The sequence below is a fragment of the Aliirhizobium wenxiniae genome (genome assembly GCF_019511445.1).
Classification (GTDB): Bacteria; Pseudomonadota; Alphaproteobacteria; order Rhizobiales; family Rhizobiaceae; genus Neorhizobium; species Neorhizobium wenxiniae_A.
In genome coordinates this window covers 1-12,838 of the sequence record NZ_JAEUAN010000029.1, presented here as the reverse complement: position 1 = coordinate 12,838, position 12,838 = coordinate 1, and the positions used below count along the sequence as shown (strand labels likewise).

Genomic DNA, 12,838 nt, shown 5'->3' with positions numbered 1-12,838 from the left:
CAGCCTCCCACTGGTGGACGATCACGGCTGACCGCCGCCACCTGCCGCGCCATAGACTTGCCCGTTGGCATAGCTTGCCTTGGGATCGGCGAGTTGCACGTAAATGGAGGCGAGTTCCGCCGGCTGGCCAGGGCGACCCATCGGCGTGTCGCCGCCGAAACCTTGAAGCTTCTCCATCGTCGCGCCACCCGAAACCTGGAGCGGCGTCCAGATCGGCCCTGGCGCGACCCCGTTCACTCGGATGCCCTTCGCTCCGAGCTGCTTGGCCATCGACTTGGTGAAGCTCATGCCGGCGGCCTTGGTGATCGCGTAATCGACAAGATTGGCCGAAGGATCATAGGCTTGCTCGGATGTGGTCTGAATGATGACGGATCCCGGCTTCATGTGTTTGAGCGCCGCTTTCGTGAGCCAGAACATCGCGTAGATGTTCGTTTTCATCGTCGCGTCGAAGTCTTCCGAGCTGATATCGGTGATCGACTGCGCCTGCTGCTGACGACCGGCATTGTTGATAAGCGTATCGATGCCGCCCAGCGCTACGACGGTGTCCTCGATGAGTGTCTCACAGAAGGTCTCGTCGCGAAGATCACCGGGAAGCGCCAAGCCTTTGCGGCCTTCCTTCTCAATCAAAGCAATGACTTCCTGCGCGTCGGCCTCCTCGTCAGGAAGGTAGTTGATTGCGACATCAGCCCCCTCACGGGCGTAAGCGATCGCGGCAGCCCGGCCCATGCCGGAATCGCCACCCGTGATCAGTGCCTTGCGGCCGGTGAGGCGACCGGATCCGACATAGGAGGTCTCGCCGTGATCGGGCTTGGGATTCATCTGGCCAGCAAGGCCCGGGAATGGCTGGGTCTGCTTTTCAAAGGGGGGCTTAGGATAGGTCCTGGTCGGATCGACGGTCATTGCAATCTCCGGGAGGCAATTGTCATTCGAGTAGCCAAGTGAAGAGCCCGGCGCTGAGGCCGGGCTCTTGTCATCTCAGTGCTTGTGCTCAGGCATGTCCTTGAGCTGGTCCTTCGTCCAGGTCGTGACAGCATGGACGTCGCCATCCTCGTCGCGCATGAACTCAAGGTCGGACAGTGGAACAGCAACCGGCTTGGCACCGATCCCCAAGAACCCGCCGACATCAATGATCGCCTGGCTGCCCATGCCGGAGCCATGGACGTGGTCCAGCTTGCCGACCTTATGGTCGTCGGCCCCGTAGATGGTGGCGCCCTCAAGGATGGCGGGGGTCAGTTCGGCTGCCGTGAGACGGACGTGATTGGTATGGTCCATGAATGTTTCCTCTTTTCTGGTTCTTGGAGACTGGCAAACCGATCCAGACACGGATTGTTCCCTGACCGGGCGATCGACGCGGTGACCGGAAATCGTCGAAGGCAATGCGCCATCGCGCCGCTGAAGGACTTTGGAACATTGACCGCATCGTCCCGTTTGTGCCGACGGGAGGCCGTCAAATTCCCAAGGAGCATTTCATGCAGCAATTTGTGGACAAGGTTGTCGTTGTCACCGGAGCGGGATCGGGGATCGGTAAGGCGACCGCCGAGCGGTTTCTGGACGGGGGCGCGAAGGTCGCACTTGTCGGTCGCACCAGGTCCAAGCTTGAAGACGTCGCGAAACCCTATCCTGCTGACCAGATTCTGATCATCGAAGCGGACATTTCCAATGAGGCGGCCGTCGACGGCCTCATTGATTTTGCAGCCGAAAAATTTGGCCGCATCGATACGCCCGTCAACAATGCCGGCGTCGTCGGTCAAGGCGATGTCGGATCGCTTACCACCGACAATTGGCGCAAGGTCATGGCGATCGATCTTGACGGTGTCTTCTTTGCCTCGCGCGCGGCCATGCCACATCTCAAGTCCTCAGGCGGTTCGATTGTTAATGTGTCCTCTGTGTCCGGGACAGGCGGCGAATGGGGAATGGCGGCCTATAATGCGGCGAAGGGCGGCGTCACCAATCTGACCCGGGCTATGGCGATGGATCACGGTAAGGACGGTGTCCGGGTGAATGCCGTCTGCCCGAGCTTCACGATGACCGGCATGACAGAAGATATGACGGGAGACGACAAGCTGGTGGCCAAGTTCAATGAGCGTTTTGCACTGGAAGTGCCCGGGGAAACCGGAAGATGTGGCCGCAGCAATCGCGTTCCTCGCCTCCGATGACGCCCGTTTCGTCACCGGCGTGAACCTTCCCGTTGATGGTGGGACGTCGGCGTCGAATGGACAGCCGCGGCAATAGGGGAGCAAAATGCCAGGCACCTATACATCGTTCTATCTCGTCGCCTTCAATAACGATGATCGCGATCAGGCCGTGCAGGCGTTCCCGCCTCGCCTGGCCGCCGGTGAGACCGCCGCGATCGAGGCGGCCGGAGAGCTGGCACGTGATCACGCGGGCGTGCTGGTCTGGCGACGGGACAATGATCCCGTCGTCGGAGAGGAAGGCGACCCGATTGTGATACTCAGCATTGGCAAGGTCGGAGATTTTGGCTGAAGCGCATGGTCGGGTCGTAGCCGTGCGCATTACGCTGTTCCCCGAGTATGAATAGCGCGGAAGCTGAAGATCTTGATGTTCAAAACATTGATCGGTAATCCAGCGTGGTCGCAATCAACAGACGAGGAGATCATGGCAACCGGTAAAGTTAAATTTTTTGCACAGGACAAAGGCTTCGGGTTCATCACACCCGACAATGGTGGTCCGGACGTCTTCGTCCATATCTCGGCTATTGGTTTCGGTGGTTCGCTGACGGACGGTCAGAAGGTGAGCTTCGACGTCGGACAGGATCGCAAGACCGGCAAGTCAAAGGCCGAGAACGTAATCGTTCTCTAAAAGAAGAAGCGGCCCCGGCGATCTGGTGGGGCCGTTTGACCTTGGCGCAAGCCAAGAAGTTTCGGCAGCGATAGGGACAGGACATTGCCAAGAGCGATTACGATCGACCATGAGGATCTCCGTGTCGGGTCGTACTATTGGGCTCGTAGTCGGGGAAGCGAAGAGACCGAGATTGTACAGGTTTCCGACATCTTCGGGTCCGCCAAAGAATATTGGACGGTCGCGACCATTGGATCAGATCAACATCGCAGTCTGAACGAGTTTGATTTTCTCATCCGACTGCTCAAGCCATAGGCGCCCCCACAGTTGCGGCCCGGCGACGCGTTTGGGTCGACCGTTACCAGACTGCACTATACGAAGAAGCGGAACAAAAATGCAGATGGGCCGCTTACCCGCTCATGGAAAATCATCTCACGCTCACAGCATTGGCTGCTGCCGTTCTCGTCTCCGTCCCATTGCGCGCAGCCGCTATTGATACTCAGGCAATGAACACCGCACAAATCCAGAGCGTGCCTTTGGAGACGCCGCAGCAGAAACCACCGGAGCCCGATGCGGCGGGGCGTTGAATTGGTCAACAGCGCTTTTACCGCAGTGACGACGGCGATCGAAAGCAATCTCAAGAGCGAAAACTCTAAACACCTCAGTGTGAGCTGTGATCTTGTGGAGCTGTCCAAACGACGTGACATCGCTGTGGCGATCTTGCGATCCTGCCATCGCGCGCGCCAGACGCCATCAGCGTAAGAAAGCCGGCGCCAGCTGTTCATGCCCCAAGCTCATCTGAGAGGGTCAAATCGTCAAAAGATACGCAGGTTCGGGCTCCTCTTTACGAACGTGGTCGTCCATCTCAAAGTGAAGCGCGGTCTCGAGCATGAAGTGACTCAAGCTCACAGCAATTTCTGTAGTGCACCTGTTAGGTCTGCAGGACCTAGTTTCGGTCAGACGGCCACATTCAACGGGGTTCTTGCCGCTTCTTGGCTCACCTAAGACCGGCTAGGGCTGCCCGAGGGTCGGTTCGGGTTGGGGAACTTTCGCACTAGCGCTTTGTTGTCGAACAGCTCGAAACGGAGGCAATCCATGTCAGCTCGTCCAACTAAGTTGCAAGATCTCGTCGTCGTCATCGCGGGCGCATCTAGCGGTTTCGGCCGTGGAGCCGCGGAGCAGCTAGCCCGGAACGGCGCGAAAGTCGTCATCGCCGCAACGGAAAAACATCCTCGACGAAATCGTCAACGACATTATCGCAGATGGTGAAAGTGCAATCGCGGTCGAAGCCGATGTTAGCGATCCCGTGCAGGTCCAGAATATCGCAGACGCCGCTGTCGCCGAGCACGGCCGGATCGATGTCTGGGTCAACAACGTTGGCGTCGGCGCGATCGGTTTCTTCTGGAATATACCAATCGAAGATCATGCGAGGTTGGTCGACGTCAATCTGAAGGGCCTGATCTACGGTGCCCACACTGCGTTGAGCCAATTCCGAGGTCAGGGATATGGCACGCTCGTGAATGTCGGCTCGATCGATAGTGAGGTGCCGATCGCGCTTCAAAATACCTATGCCGCGACGAAGGCCGCGGTTCTCAGCCTCAGCCGCTCACTCAATGAGGAGCTTCGCCTGGCAGGCGAAGATGACATCCGGGTTGGCACCATTATGCCTTGGGCTGTCGATACCCCGTGGTGGTCGCATGCCGCCAACTATCCTGGCCACGAGCCTCGAATGGCGATGATGGACGATCCGCAGATCGTCGTCGATGCCATCATAAAGGCCTGCCTCGATCCGAAAGAGGAGCAACCCGTTGGAGTGAAAGCGAAGTCTTCAAAAATATTTCCCATCATCTGATGCCGGACCTGACCGAGCGGATGTCGGCGAACATCGCGAAAAAGGAATCCGACAAGGGTTCGAGTGCGGCCGACAACCAGGGGGCAATCTATCACCCATGCACGATGGGCTTGGCGTCGAAGGCGGCGTCCGTGAGCGTATGAGACGCGAGGATGCTGCTTACTAGATCTTCGAAGGAGAGCCATATGAATAGGAACAATGCCGATAAAACCAGTGACGCGGCTCGCAGCGATCCGCAGGTGGCTCACGAAAAACGCAAGGCACTGGCCAAGCAAGCAGAACGGAAGGTGAAGGAGGCTGACGGAGCCGCAGCCAAGGACAATTCCGATGCTTCCCGCTGATCGGCACAGTGTCTGGACTGGTGGCTGCCACTGCGGCGACTGCTGTTATGAGTTTAAGGGTGATCCTCCACATAGCGGCTATTGTCATTGCGATATGTGCAAGAAGACGACAGGAGGCCCGTTTGCGGTACTGGTCCAAACCGATCGTGCCGCGCTCATGTGGAGAGGGCGGGCTCCGTCTTCCTACCGATCATCTCCGATCGCGACGCGCGGCTTTTGCCCACGGTGCGGCACCCCGCTTTATCTTCACTACGATGACGACAGTATCATCAGACTGCCTGTTGGTTCGCTCGACCGTCCAGAGCGGATCACGCCACAAGGACATTATGGTGTCGAAAGCCGTTTACCCTGGGCAGATTGTGGCCAAGGACTACCTGAACAAGAAACTCAGGAGCGTTTCTAGAGCTCTTTACTACACGCCAAAGGAAGAACGTATGACCGAGAGACGACAGCGCTTCGACAAAAAAGTCGTGATAGTAACCGGAGCCGGGTCCGGGATTGGTAAGGCCACGGCCCATCGCTTTCTCGATGAGGGTGCTAATGTCGTCTTCGTCGGCCGGCATCTCGACAAGCTCGAAACCGCCTCATCCGCTTTCCCTCATAATCGCGTGCTGGTGGTCGAAGCGGATGTCTCGTCCGAGGCAGACGTCAAAAATTTCGTCAAACAGATACTTGAACGTTTCGGCGATCTCAACGTGCTGATCAATAATGCCGGCGTCCATGCCGAGGGAACCGTCGACGAGTTGGCTACGGAGGACTGGCAAAACGTTATGAAGACCGATCTATCTTGATGGGGTCTTCTTCGCGAGCCGGGCAGCACTTCCTCACCTCAAATCTCTCGCGGCTCTATCGTCAACGTCGCGTCGGTTTCTGGAACTGGTGGCGGTTGGTCAATGGCTGCTTACAACGCTGCCAAAGGCGGCGTGGTGAACCTGACGCGGGCAATGGCTCTAGATCATGGAAAAGATGGCGTTCGCGTGAATTCCGTCTGCCCGAGCCTGACACGGACGGACATGACAGAAAAGATGATGGGCGACGAAAAGCTGCTCGCAAAATTCAGCGAACGGTTCGCACTTGCGGGGCCAGGTGAACCCGAGGACGTCGCGGCCGTCATCGCATTTTTGGCGAGCGAGGATGCCCGCTTTGTGACGGGAGTGAACCTGCCTGTAGACGGCGGAATCTCTGCCTCGAACGGCCAACCTCCGCAGTAGATCGTGATCCGGTCCATTGCTAGGCATCTTGACGCGAAGTTGGTTGCGCAAGGGAAAGAGCCAAATTCGTGGTTACGGTGCCTCGCCACCATCTGTGGGGTGCATACGCGCAAGATGATTTGCCAGCTCAGGGTCGTCAGATAGGTGTCTCCGAAACTCCCCTTCTGTCATCCGGCCTGCGCGGTAGGCCGCGATGATCTCCCGCTGTTCTACCATCATAGCTTCCTGTCCACTTCCTTCGGGAGGAAGGACACCAAGTTCGGTCAGGATACTGCTCATCACACCACTGTTTTCCTTGTCGTCCTGCATAACGCGTCTCCCGTTTGAGGACATAACCGCCAGGGTCGCGCGCAGTTCCCAAGGCGTGTCGGTTGAAAGCTGCACGCGCGGGCGAAGCTCGCAAATGAGGTCGCTTGCTGTTGGGAACGTTCGTAGATTGCGACGACATGCAGAGCATCTCCTACTATCGATCTATGCTATTGCTGCGGCGCATGGTGGACTCTGCACTCGATCAGCGTATGCTCTTTGCCATCGTTACCAACCGATCTCGTAGGCGGTGACGACCAAGGGTCACCGCGTGCTCTTGCCTGCCGAACGGATAAGGAGGAACAGGATCCTTTCCTCCTTCACGCATGCGAGCCGTTCAGGCCCTTACGGGCTGCTTCACAAATGGGCCCGTCGCTATTCGCTGGATGAGGCCTGGCGCAGGCGGATCGTGGAGCGGACAATTCTGGCTGTCACCACGGATTCGAGTCGCCTGGCTGATAGGCCGTTGGAGCAAGCTCTACAGTCTGTCATGCACACTCTCGCGAGGCAGGAACTCTTGTCATCACGCTTAAGTGGGCGCGACGGCGCACCTCTACTCGCCGGTCGTAGATATCTCGTCGTAGAGGACGACTATTTCAACGCGATGGATATTGTCAAAATCCTCGATAAGGCAGGCGCGACCGTTTTCGGGCCGGTCTGCGACGCCGAGCGCGCCCTTGAAGTTGCCTCTGACCATGGGTTCAAGATGGATGGTGCCATACTGGATATTCGACCGAATTCAGAACTCGACGGCCCGCGATCTTGCCGAAACGATGCTGTCGATCTCAGAAAAGACCTATGCCGATCCCGGTCAAGCGATGCGTGCCGTTCATGCAAAAAGCCACGGACTGATCAGCGCGACGGTCGAAGTGCTGGACAACCTCCCGCCGGAACTGGCGCAGGGAATTTCTGCCAAACCGCAGCGTTATGAGGCGGTAATCCGGCTTTCGACGACGCCCGGCGATCTTCTGCATGGCAGCGTCTCAGCGCCCCGCGGCATGGCGCTGAACATTCTCGGTGTCGAGGGAGCGCGTCTTCCCGGGTCGGAGGAATCCGCTTAGCCAGGACTTCGTCATGGTCAAGGAAGTTCTCTCCACAATCATGAAAACGCTAGGAAAAGTATTGTAGAGCGTCGGAATCGAGAGCGCTGCTTTGAAGTCGGTGGGAGGCAATCCCGACACTCATATTCTCGGAACAAGCTTTTTCACCCAGCTCCCGCTTCGATATGGCGAGTATGTCTCCAAGATTGGTGTAGTTCCAGCATCCGACAATCTCAAGGCACTCATCGATGCAATCGTGGACACATCCACGGATCCCGACATCATTCGCCACGAGGCGGACAATTTTTTTTTGGACCAGACGGCCGTCTGGGACCTGCAGGGACATCGATGCCATGCCAGTGGAAGGCGTTAATGCATGGAAGGCCAAAGGCGACAAGCCTTTAACAAAAAAGGCGGCAGGGATGCCGTCTTTCTTTGTAATCGACGCGATGATCAGTCCTTATCCATGTCCTGAGCCATTTTGTAGTGATGCTCGAGAGCGGGAAGATGCTTGGCAGCGAATGCCTTGAGATCTGCGTTCTCGCCTTCCTCGGCATAGCGCTTGAAGAGATCGACAGCATCTTCGTGCGCTTCGACCTGGTCGTCGATATATTCCTCGTTGAAGTCAGCGCCCTGCAGTTTGGCAAGCTCGTCAACGTTTTCCTTGTGGTCATCGATAAGGGTGGTCTCAGCCTTGCCTTGAACCTTTCCGCTGTTAAGCAGCGCAGTCAGTTCTGTCGATGTCTTCTCGTGGTCGGCAATCATCTGAGTCGCAAATTTCTTGACGGCCTCGTCACCCTTTTGCATGGCGAGCTTGCTGGACTCGATCTCAAAGACATCACTGGCAGATGCCTGCATGACGAAGTCCTCAGTTTTTGGAGCGACGCCCAACGCAGAATTGACGCCTGTGGACTCGGTTGCCGACTGTGCAAACGCAGCAGTGGCTGTCATCAGAGTAGCGACGGTGAATGCGATCTTTTTCATCAAAATCTCCCTTATTTGCCGGGTGCTAACAGGCGCACCGACGGAAAGTTCCAGCTTCGGGATGGCAAAACAGTAACACGGCCTCGAAAATTGGTCGTCAATCCTTCGGGATAATGCTCACGGCACCATCTGCCTCCAAGACCGCTGATTTAATCTGGGTGAGCTCCTCCACTCCTTGCTCGACCCTCGCCGCCGTCAGTACGTCCTCGAGACTGACACGGGCCCGGGCAAACGCGCGTAGGTCCGGCTTGCCGTCAGAAATCAGGACAGTTGGCGTTCCATCGATGACCCTCGCGATACGCGGCGCCCACTGCTTTATGAACGAGAGACCGATATCCAGACTGAACAATACGATGATCAGAAGCGCCGCATTGATAATCGAGAAATCATCACCAAGCAGAGCTTGCTGGGTGGTTTCAGCAATGATGAGAAGCAGGACGAGATCGAACGGCGTCATCTGCGCCACCGTCCGCCGCCCGGATAGGCGCAACGCTATAAGCAGAATGAAGTAGATGGCTGCGCCGCGTATGACAGTTTCCATTACACCCTCACGGGAAGATAAAGCTGGAAAGGGACGCCAGCTCACCGTCGATGCCGACAATGAAGCTTACCGAACCAGCAGACTGCGCGCGAAGATGCAGTGTGACCAAGCCGCCGTTATGGCCTGGATTCTCAAAGAACAATCGCTGACCGCTTGCCTCGATCACTGTGCGCGCCGGCAATGGTTGAATATCCTCAACCTGAAAGACTTCAGCAAAGGAATTCGATAGAAATAAAGAGCGGGTCTGCGCAGATGGGTCGGGCGTGAACCGCACTATCATCTTGTCGGTACCTTCCCACCGGCCGATGCGGGGGTGCTCGACGATTGCCCTGTCTATGACGGTAACTTTCGTGGCGAGCGGACCGCCGGAGCCAAAGGCGCCCAACAAGCCGGCGGCGATGATCAGCACGAAGACACACCACGCTATCCGTTCGACCGTCCAGAAACGCTCCTGAAACCTGCGATGCTCATGGAGTTGTAGACCATCTTTCCGAACGGTTGGCTGATCGGGGGGACCCATTGCTTAACCCTTCTCGCGTTTTCGTCCATCAACGTCCGTAGCTTCGGATTGGTTTCGACCACTAAATCCTTACGCTTCCAGGTGAACTCGAAAACATGCTTGGACAAGGGAGCCTTTTGCGGCGCTTCGGAGGTCATTGTGGAAGGCAGTCGCGATGAAGAGCGTCCTGCGGCCTAGTCCGCCAAGGCAGCAACTTGTCACAATGGGGACTGCAAGATCTATACGACAAGATCACCATCTGACGAGAAAACGTCGACACGAGAGCCGCCGGAAATCGCGGCATGGAGGTTGCCATCACGACTGGCTTCCAGTCTGTCTGGGCTTCCCTTGGACGTCTTGGCAAACACGCGTATGTTCGCCACGGAGCCTTCATCGTTGGAGTAGTCGTATACCCATTGATACCTCTGGGCTCGCAAACAACCGGCGGAGTTCCTTTCGGAACTTTAGCTAGTAAAGGTGCGTCGCCAGGGTGACCGATCGACGGAGGCCAACGCAAGGTTTGACCGTGTGGCTTGCCTCTTGAGGTCGCGGCCTGCAAAGTCGCCGCTGCGGCCGAGCTCTGTTATTTGACCCATAGAGTAAAGGAGCGGATTATGTCCGCTCCCGCTTTGCTCAAGTGCTCTCAGGATGAAGGCCGCTCGTTCTGTTTGGCGTTCGTAGCTTCTTCTTTCACGCGATCCCGTGCCGTATCATGGACGTCCGCGGCTACCGTCACCGCCGTGTCATAGACATTGGTGGCGAGCTCTCCAACCGCATTCATAGTGTTCGAAGCCTGTTGAGAGAGGCGAGACTTTACATCATCGGACACCGACCCGACAGCCTCGTCTTCGACTTTCGTGTGCGGAAGCGCGGCGCCAATCGCCGCGCCGACGGCGAAGGCCAGGGCGCCGCCAACCAAAGGCTGATCCCGGAAATGATTTAGGATAGCATCATTCATCTGCGTTCCCGTGTCCAACGCACTACGTCCGGCACTCGACATCTCGTCGGCGGTCCTATCCGCCGATCGCTTAAGATCACGCCACGTGGTGGAGACCCAGCCGGATGCTTCATCAAACAGCTTCCCTGCCTCGTCGCGAAGATCGTGATACTGCCGGCCGGATGCGTCCGCGAAGCCGCGGAAGGTTTTGCCACTCTCATCAATAAAATGACCGGCACGGCGGCCGCTCTCGTCGGTCAGCGCCTTGTACCGGGTGCCTGCGCTGTCGGTGAAATGACTGTAACGATGCGGCCCGTCTCCCGAAACCGGGCCAGACCGGCGGACATCACCTTGAATTGTTGCAAGGGGATAGTCGTGCTCTTCCTTCCTCGCTACATAGGAAGATGGGCTGGTCTTAGGTCCGGCCATGAGCCATGCCAAACCAATCCCTACAAGCGCCATCGGCACGGGATTGTTCTTCACGGCCATACCAAGATTGGAAGCATACTCGCCGCCGCCTGACGACTTGGCGTAGTTGATGACTTCATCGACCAACTGACCAGGCGACATCCGCTGCTGGATCGCATCGAGCTTGGTCTCAATCCGCCGACGGTCCTCGGCAATCTCGCGTTCGATATCCGCGGCGCTTTGGTTTTCAGATGTATAGGCCATCACGTTCTGTCCTTTATGATCTTGGCGTCCTGCTGGAGAGAGGCGGAGGTGCGATCAAACTTCAAGTTGTTGCCCCTCAGGGCGCCAAGCCCGCGCATGATCAGGCCCCATGCGATGAGCGCAACCACCACGCCGACGACTACCGAAGAAAGAGCGTCTGCATTCGTTTCTCTCATGCCTTGAGCAACGAGAAAGGCCGTCAGGCCGTTCACGAGCGCCGCTAGCAGAACCCCAACTGCGCAAATCGCCAGGACGAGACCAGCAGCAAATGTCTCAATGCCGGTTAACGCATGCGCCATTTTTTCGGAAGCTTCAGTCTTGGCAAGAGTGATTTCCTTGCGAAATAGCCCGGAAATGTCACTGACAAGGCCGCTCACAAGTTCGGAAAGAGACCGGTCGTCTGACGACTTAGCCATCGAAGCGACCCTCCGTGCCCGCGACACGCGCAGGTGTCGAACCAGACGGTGTGATGCCAAGAGGCTGCGGTTCGAGACTTGGCGTTTTCGAAGGCTCTTTTGCCGTTGCCTGATTTGTCGTGCCGGCAGAGGCTATCAGAAACCGGCTCGCAGCCAATCCCGCGATCGCGGCCAACCCCAAAAAGGCAAGAGGCTGTCTGCGGCCAAAGTCTTCCGCCATCCCGGCAACTTCGCCGAGGCTGCGATCTTGTATGTCGTTCGAGAACGTTTTCATACTTGAACCGACGCTGCGGGCGAGCCGGCCAATGTCTCGGTTTTCTCCCTGCTCAAGTTCATCGGCTACCTTTTCGACCGCGAACGCCACCCCGTTCATTTTAGTTGCGATAACGTTCTTCTGCTCGGTGGCTGTAGCTTGCGCCTTCTCCGAAACATCCGACAGTTCGTTTTTCGCAAACCTCTTGGCTGACTGGACGTCGTCCGAAAGCTTTTGTTTAATATCGGTGGCTGTCGCTCCACTTTTTTTAGAAATGTCGGACTCTGGCAGGTGAGGCGCATTAGTCACGCTGGACACCGGGTCGAGCCCTCCGCCCGTGCCACCATGTTTGTTTGTGTCGTCCATCGTTCTTCCCTCCGTGCAAATCTCAGCCGTTTGTCGACCGCCGCCCGAACAGCAGAGAATACGAAAAGTTCCATCTTTCCGGGACGCGACAGATGGGAACGAACCAACAACTTTCCGTTGAACTTTTTTCAACCGAGGGCTTACCTAACTGAGACTTAGATGGCCGACGGCGAGAGCTTACGGAAGTTTATTTGGGTCTTGAACATGGGGTAATCGCGGGTCGGTTTCCCCAAAGGCATTGCCTCAGCAATATCTGACATGGGTGGTTGCCCCCGGTAAGATGGAAATACGGGCTCACGATTGGAACCGGGCCCAGCATCAAATGGGAGGCAACCATGGACCAATATATCGGGCTTGATGTTTCGCTGAAAGATACTGCGGTTTCGATCCGAGAGAATAGGAAGCGTATCTGGCGGGGGAAATGCCCTTCTGATCCGAAAGTTATATCGCAAATCATCCGCAAGCATGCTCCGCACGCAAAGCTAGTCGTCTTCGAGACAGGTCCACTGTCGACATGGTTCTATCATGCGCTGAACGCCGAAAGAATTCCCGCGATCTGCATTGAAGCACGTCATGCGCAAAAGGTTCTGAATGAAACCCTCAACAAGACTGATGCCAATG

20 protein-coding genes and 3 pseudogenes are annotated in these 12,838 nt (G+C 56.9%); 12 read left to right on the top strand and 11 right to left on the bottom strand.

The window, feature by feature from the left end; all coding sequences use genetic code 11:
• Positions 1 to 21: 21 nt before the first annotated feature.
• Together JNB91_RS26550 and JNB91_RS26545 are read right to left on the bottom strand one after the other, a co-directional pair.
• A complete protein-coding gene (locus JNB91_RS26550) occupies positions 22 to 900 on the bottom strand; it encodes an SDR family oxidoreductase (protein WP_220328491.1) in 879 nt (292 codons plus the stop codon).
• Positions 901 to 975: 75 nt separating this feature from the next.
• Positions 976 to 1,272 carry a PRC-barrel domain-containing protein gene (locus tag JNB91_RS26545; RefSeq protein WP_220328489.1) on the bottom strand — a complete coding sequence of 99 codons (297 nt, stop codon included), beginning with the start codon at positions 1,270 to 1,272 and terminating at the stop codon, positions 976 to 978.
• Positions 1,273 to 1,469: 197 nt separating this feature from the next.
• Here JNB91_RS26545 and budC (JNB91_RS26540) point away from each other — a divergent pair, with 197 nt between their 5' ends.
• The 10 genes and pseudogenes from budC (JNB91_RS26540) (at position 1,470) to budC (JNB91_RS31260) (ending at position 6,203) form a co-directional block, all read left to right on the top strand.
• Positions 1,470 to 2,156 carry a meso-2,3-butanediol dehydrogenase gene (budC, locus tag JNB91_RS26540; protein ID WP_262928029.1) on the top strand — a complete coding sequence of 229 codons (687 nt, stop codon included), beginning with the start codon at positions 1,470 to 1,472 and terminating at the stop codon, positions 2,154 to 2,156.
• The gene (locus tag JNB91_RS31765) at positions 2,122 to 2,232 is read left to right on the top strand and encodes an SDR family oxidoreductase (protein ID WP_430736368.1); all 111 of its coding nucleotides are present in this window, start codon (positions 2,122 to 2,124) and stop codon (positions 2,230 to 2,232) included. The genes budC (JNB91_RS26540) and JNB91_RS31765 overlap by 35 nt, the downstream gene beginning before the upstream one ends.
• Before the next feature lie 9 nt (positions 2,233 to 2,241).
• Positions 2,242 to 2,484 (top strand): hypothetical protein, encoded by a 243-nt coding sequence (locus JNB91_RS26535; protein ID WP_220328488.1) that lies wholly within the window; start codon positions 2,242 to 2,244, stop codon positions 2,482 to 2,484.
• 132 nt (positions 2,485 to 2,616) lie between these two features.
• On the top strand, positions 2,617 to 2,820 hold the full coding sequence (locus JNB91_RS26530; RefSeq protein ID WP_220328487.1) for a cold-shock protein: 204 nt from the start codon (positions 2,617 to 2,619) through the stop codon (positions 2,818 to 2,820).
• Positions 2,821 to 3,218: 398 nt separating this feature from the next.
• Positions 3,219 to 3,386 carry a hypothetical protein gene (locus JNB91_RS26525; RefSeq protein ID WP_220328486.1) on the top strand — a complete coding sequence of 56 codons (168 nt, stop codon included), beginning with the start codon at positions 3,219 to 3,221 and terminating at the stop codon, positions 3,384 to 3,386.
• Between the two features lie 508 nt (positions 3,387 to 3,894).
• Positions 3,895 to 4,651 (top strand): annotated as a pseudogene (locus tag JNB91_RS26515) (SDR family NAD(P)-dependent oxidoreductase).
• Positions 4,651 to 4,794, top strand: coding sequence for a hypothetical protein (locus tag JNB91_RS26510; RefSeq protein WP_220328484.1), 144 nt, complete (start codon positions 4,651 to 4,653; stop codon positions 4,792 to 4,794). The pseudogene JNB91_RS26515 and the gene JNB91_RS26510 overlap by 1 nt, the downstream one beginning before the upstream one ends.
• 42 nt (positions 4,795 to 4,836) lie before the next feature.
• On the top strand, positions 4,837 to 4,992 hold the full coding sequence (locus JNB91_RS26505; protein ID WP_220328483.1) for a hypothetical protein: 156 nt from the start codon (positions 4,837 to 4,839) through the stop codon (positions 4,990 to 4,992).
• Positions 4,979 to 5,395, top strand: coding sequence for a GFA family protein (locus JNB91_RS26500; RefSeq protein ID WP_223218402.1), 417 nt, complete (start codon positions 4,979 to 4,981; stop codon positions 5,393 to 5,395). The genes JNB91_RS26505 and JNB91_RS26500 overlap by 14 nt, the downstream gene beginning before the upstream one ends.
• Positions 5,319 to 6,203, top strand: a pseudogene (gene budC, locus JNB91_RS31260) (meso-2,3-butanediol dehydrogenase). The gene JNB91_RS26500 and the pseudogene budC (JNB91_RS31260) overlap by 77 nt, the downstream one beginning before the upstream one ends.
• 72 nt (positions 6,204 to 6,275) lie before the next feature.
• Here the strand turns inward: budC (JNB91_RS31260) and JNB91_RS26490 are convergent.
• Both JNB91_RS26490 and JNB91_RS26485 read right to left on the bottom strand, forming a co-directional pair.
• Positions 6,276 to 6,512, bottom strand: coding sequence for a hypothetical protein (locus JNB91_RS26490; protein ID WP_220328481.1), 237 nt, complete (start codon positions 6,510 to 6,512; stop codon positions 6,276 to 6,278).
• A 550-nt stretch (positions 6,513 to 7,062) separates the two neighbouring features.
• On the bottom strand, positions 7,063 to 7,206 hold the full coding sequence (locus JNB91_RS26485) for a hypothetical protein (RefSeq protein ID WP_220328480.1): 144 nt from the start codon (positions 7,204 to 7,206) through the stop codon (positions 7,063 to 7,065).
• Here JNB91_RS26485 and JNB91_RS26480 point away from each other — a divergent pair.
• Positions 7,205 to 7,570 (top strand): catalase family protein, encoded by a 366-nt coding sequence (locus JNB91_RS26480; protein ID WP_220328479.1) that lies wholly within the window; start codon positions 7,205 to 7,207, stop codon positions 7,568 to 7,570. The genes JNB91_RS26485 and JNB91_RS26480 overlap by 2 nt on opposite strands.
• Positions 7,571 to 8,002: 432 nt before the next feature.
• On the opposite strand, the gene JNB91_RS26475 is transcribed toward JNB91_RS26480, so the two are convergent.
• The 7 genes from JNB91_RS26475 to JNB91_RS26445 form a co-directional block, all read right to left on the bottom strand.
• Complete coding sequence (locus JNB91_RS26475) at positions 8,003 to 8,533, bottom strand: DUF4142 domain-containing protein (RefSeq protein ID WP_220328478.1); 531 nt, start codon at positions 8,531 to 8,533, stop codon at positions 8,003 to 8,005.
• A 97-nt stretch (positions 8,534 to 8,630) separates the two neighbouring features.
• Positions 8,631 to 9,074, bottom strand: a complete 444-nt coding sequence (locus tag JNB91_RS26470) for a DUF421 domain-containing protein (RefSeq protein ID WP_220328476.1) — start codon at positions 9,072 to 9,074, stop codon at positions 8,631 to 8,633.
• Between the two features lie 7 nt (positions 9,075 to 9,081).
• Positions 9,082 to 9,483: a hypothetical protein gene (locus JNB91_RS26465; protein ID WP_220328475.1), complete on the bottom strand. Its 402-nt coding sequence runs from the start codon at positions 9,481 to 9,483 to the stop codon at positions 9,082 to 9,084.
• Between the two features lie 329 nt (positions 9,484 to 9,812).
• On the bottom strand, positions 9,813 to 10,010 hold the full coding sequence (locus JNB91_RS31760) for an SMP-30/gluconolactonase/LRE family protein (RefSeq protein ID WP_223218400.1): 198 nt from the start codon (positions 10,008 to 10,010) through the stop codon (positions 9,813 to 9,815).
• A 206-nt stretch (positions 10,011 to 10,216) separates the two neighbouring features.
• The gene (locus JNB91_RS26455; RefSeq protein WP_220328473.1) at positions 10,217 to 11,182 is read right to left on the bottom strand and encodes a DUF3618 domain-containing protein; all 966 of its coding nucleotides are present in this window, start codon (positions 11,180 to 11,182) and stop codon (positions 10,217 to 10,219) included.
• Complete coding sequence (locus JNB91_RS26450; protein ID WP_220328472.1) at positions 11,182 to 11,598, bottom strand: phage holin family protein; 417 nt, start codon at positions 11,596 to 11,598, stop codon at positions 11,182 to 11,184. Before JNB91_RS26450 ends, JNB91_RS26455 begins: the two co-directional genes overlap by 1 nt.
• Entirely contained in the window at positions 11,591 to 12,217 is a 627-nt protein-coding gene (locus JNB91_RS26445; protein WP_220328471.1) for an Ntn hydrolase family protein, read from the bottom strand. Before JNB91_RS26445 ends, JNB91_RS26450 begins: the two co-directional genes overlap by 8 nt.
• Positions 12,218 to 12,552: 335 nt before the next feature.
• Between JNB91_RS26445 and JNB91_RS26440 the strand changes: the two are divergent.
• Positions 12,553 to 12,838 (top strand): annotated as a pseudogene (locus JNB91_RS26440) (IS110 family transposase); the annotation flags it as partial.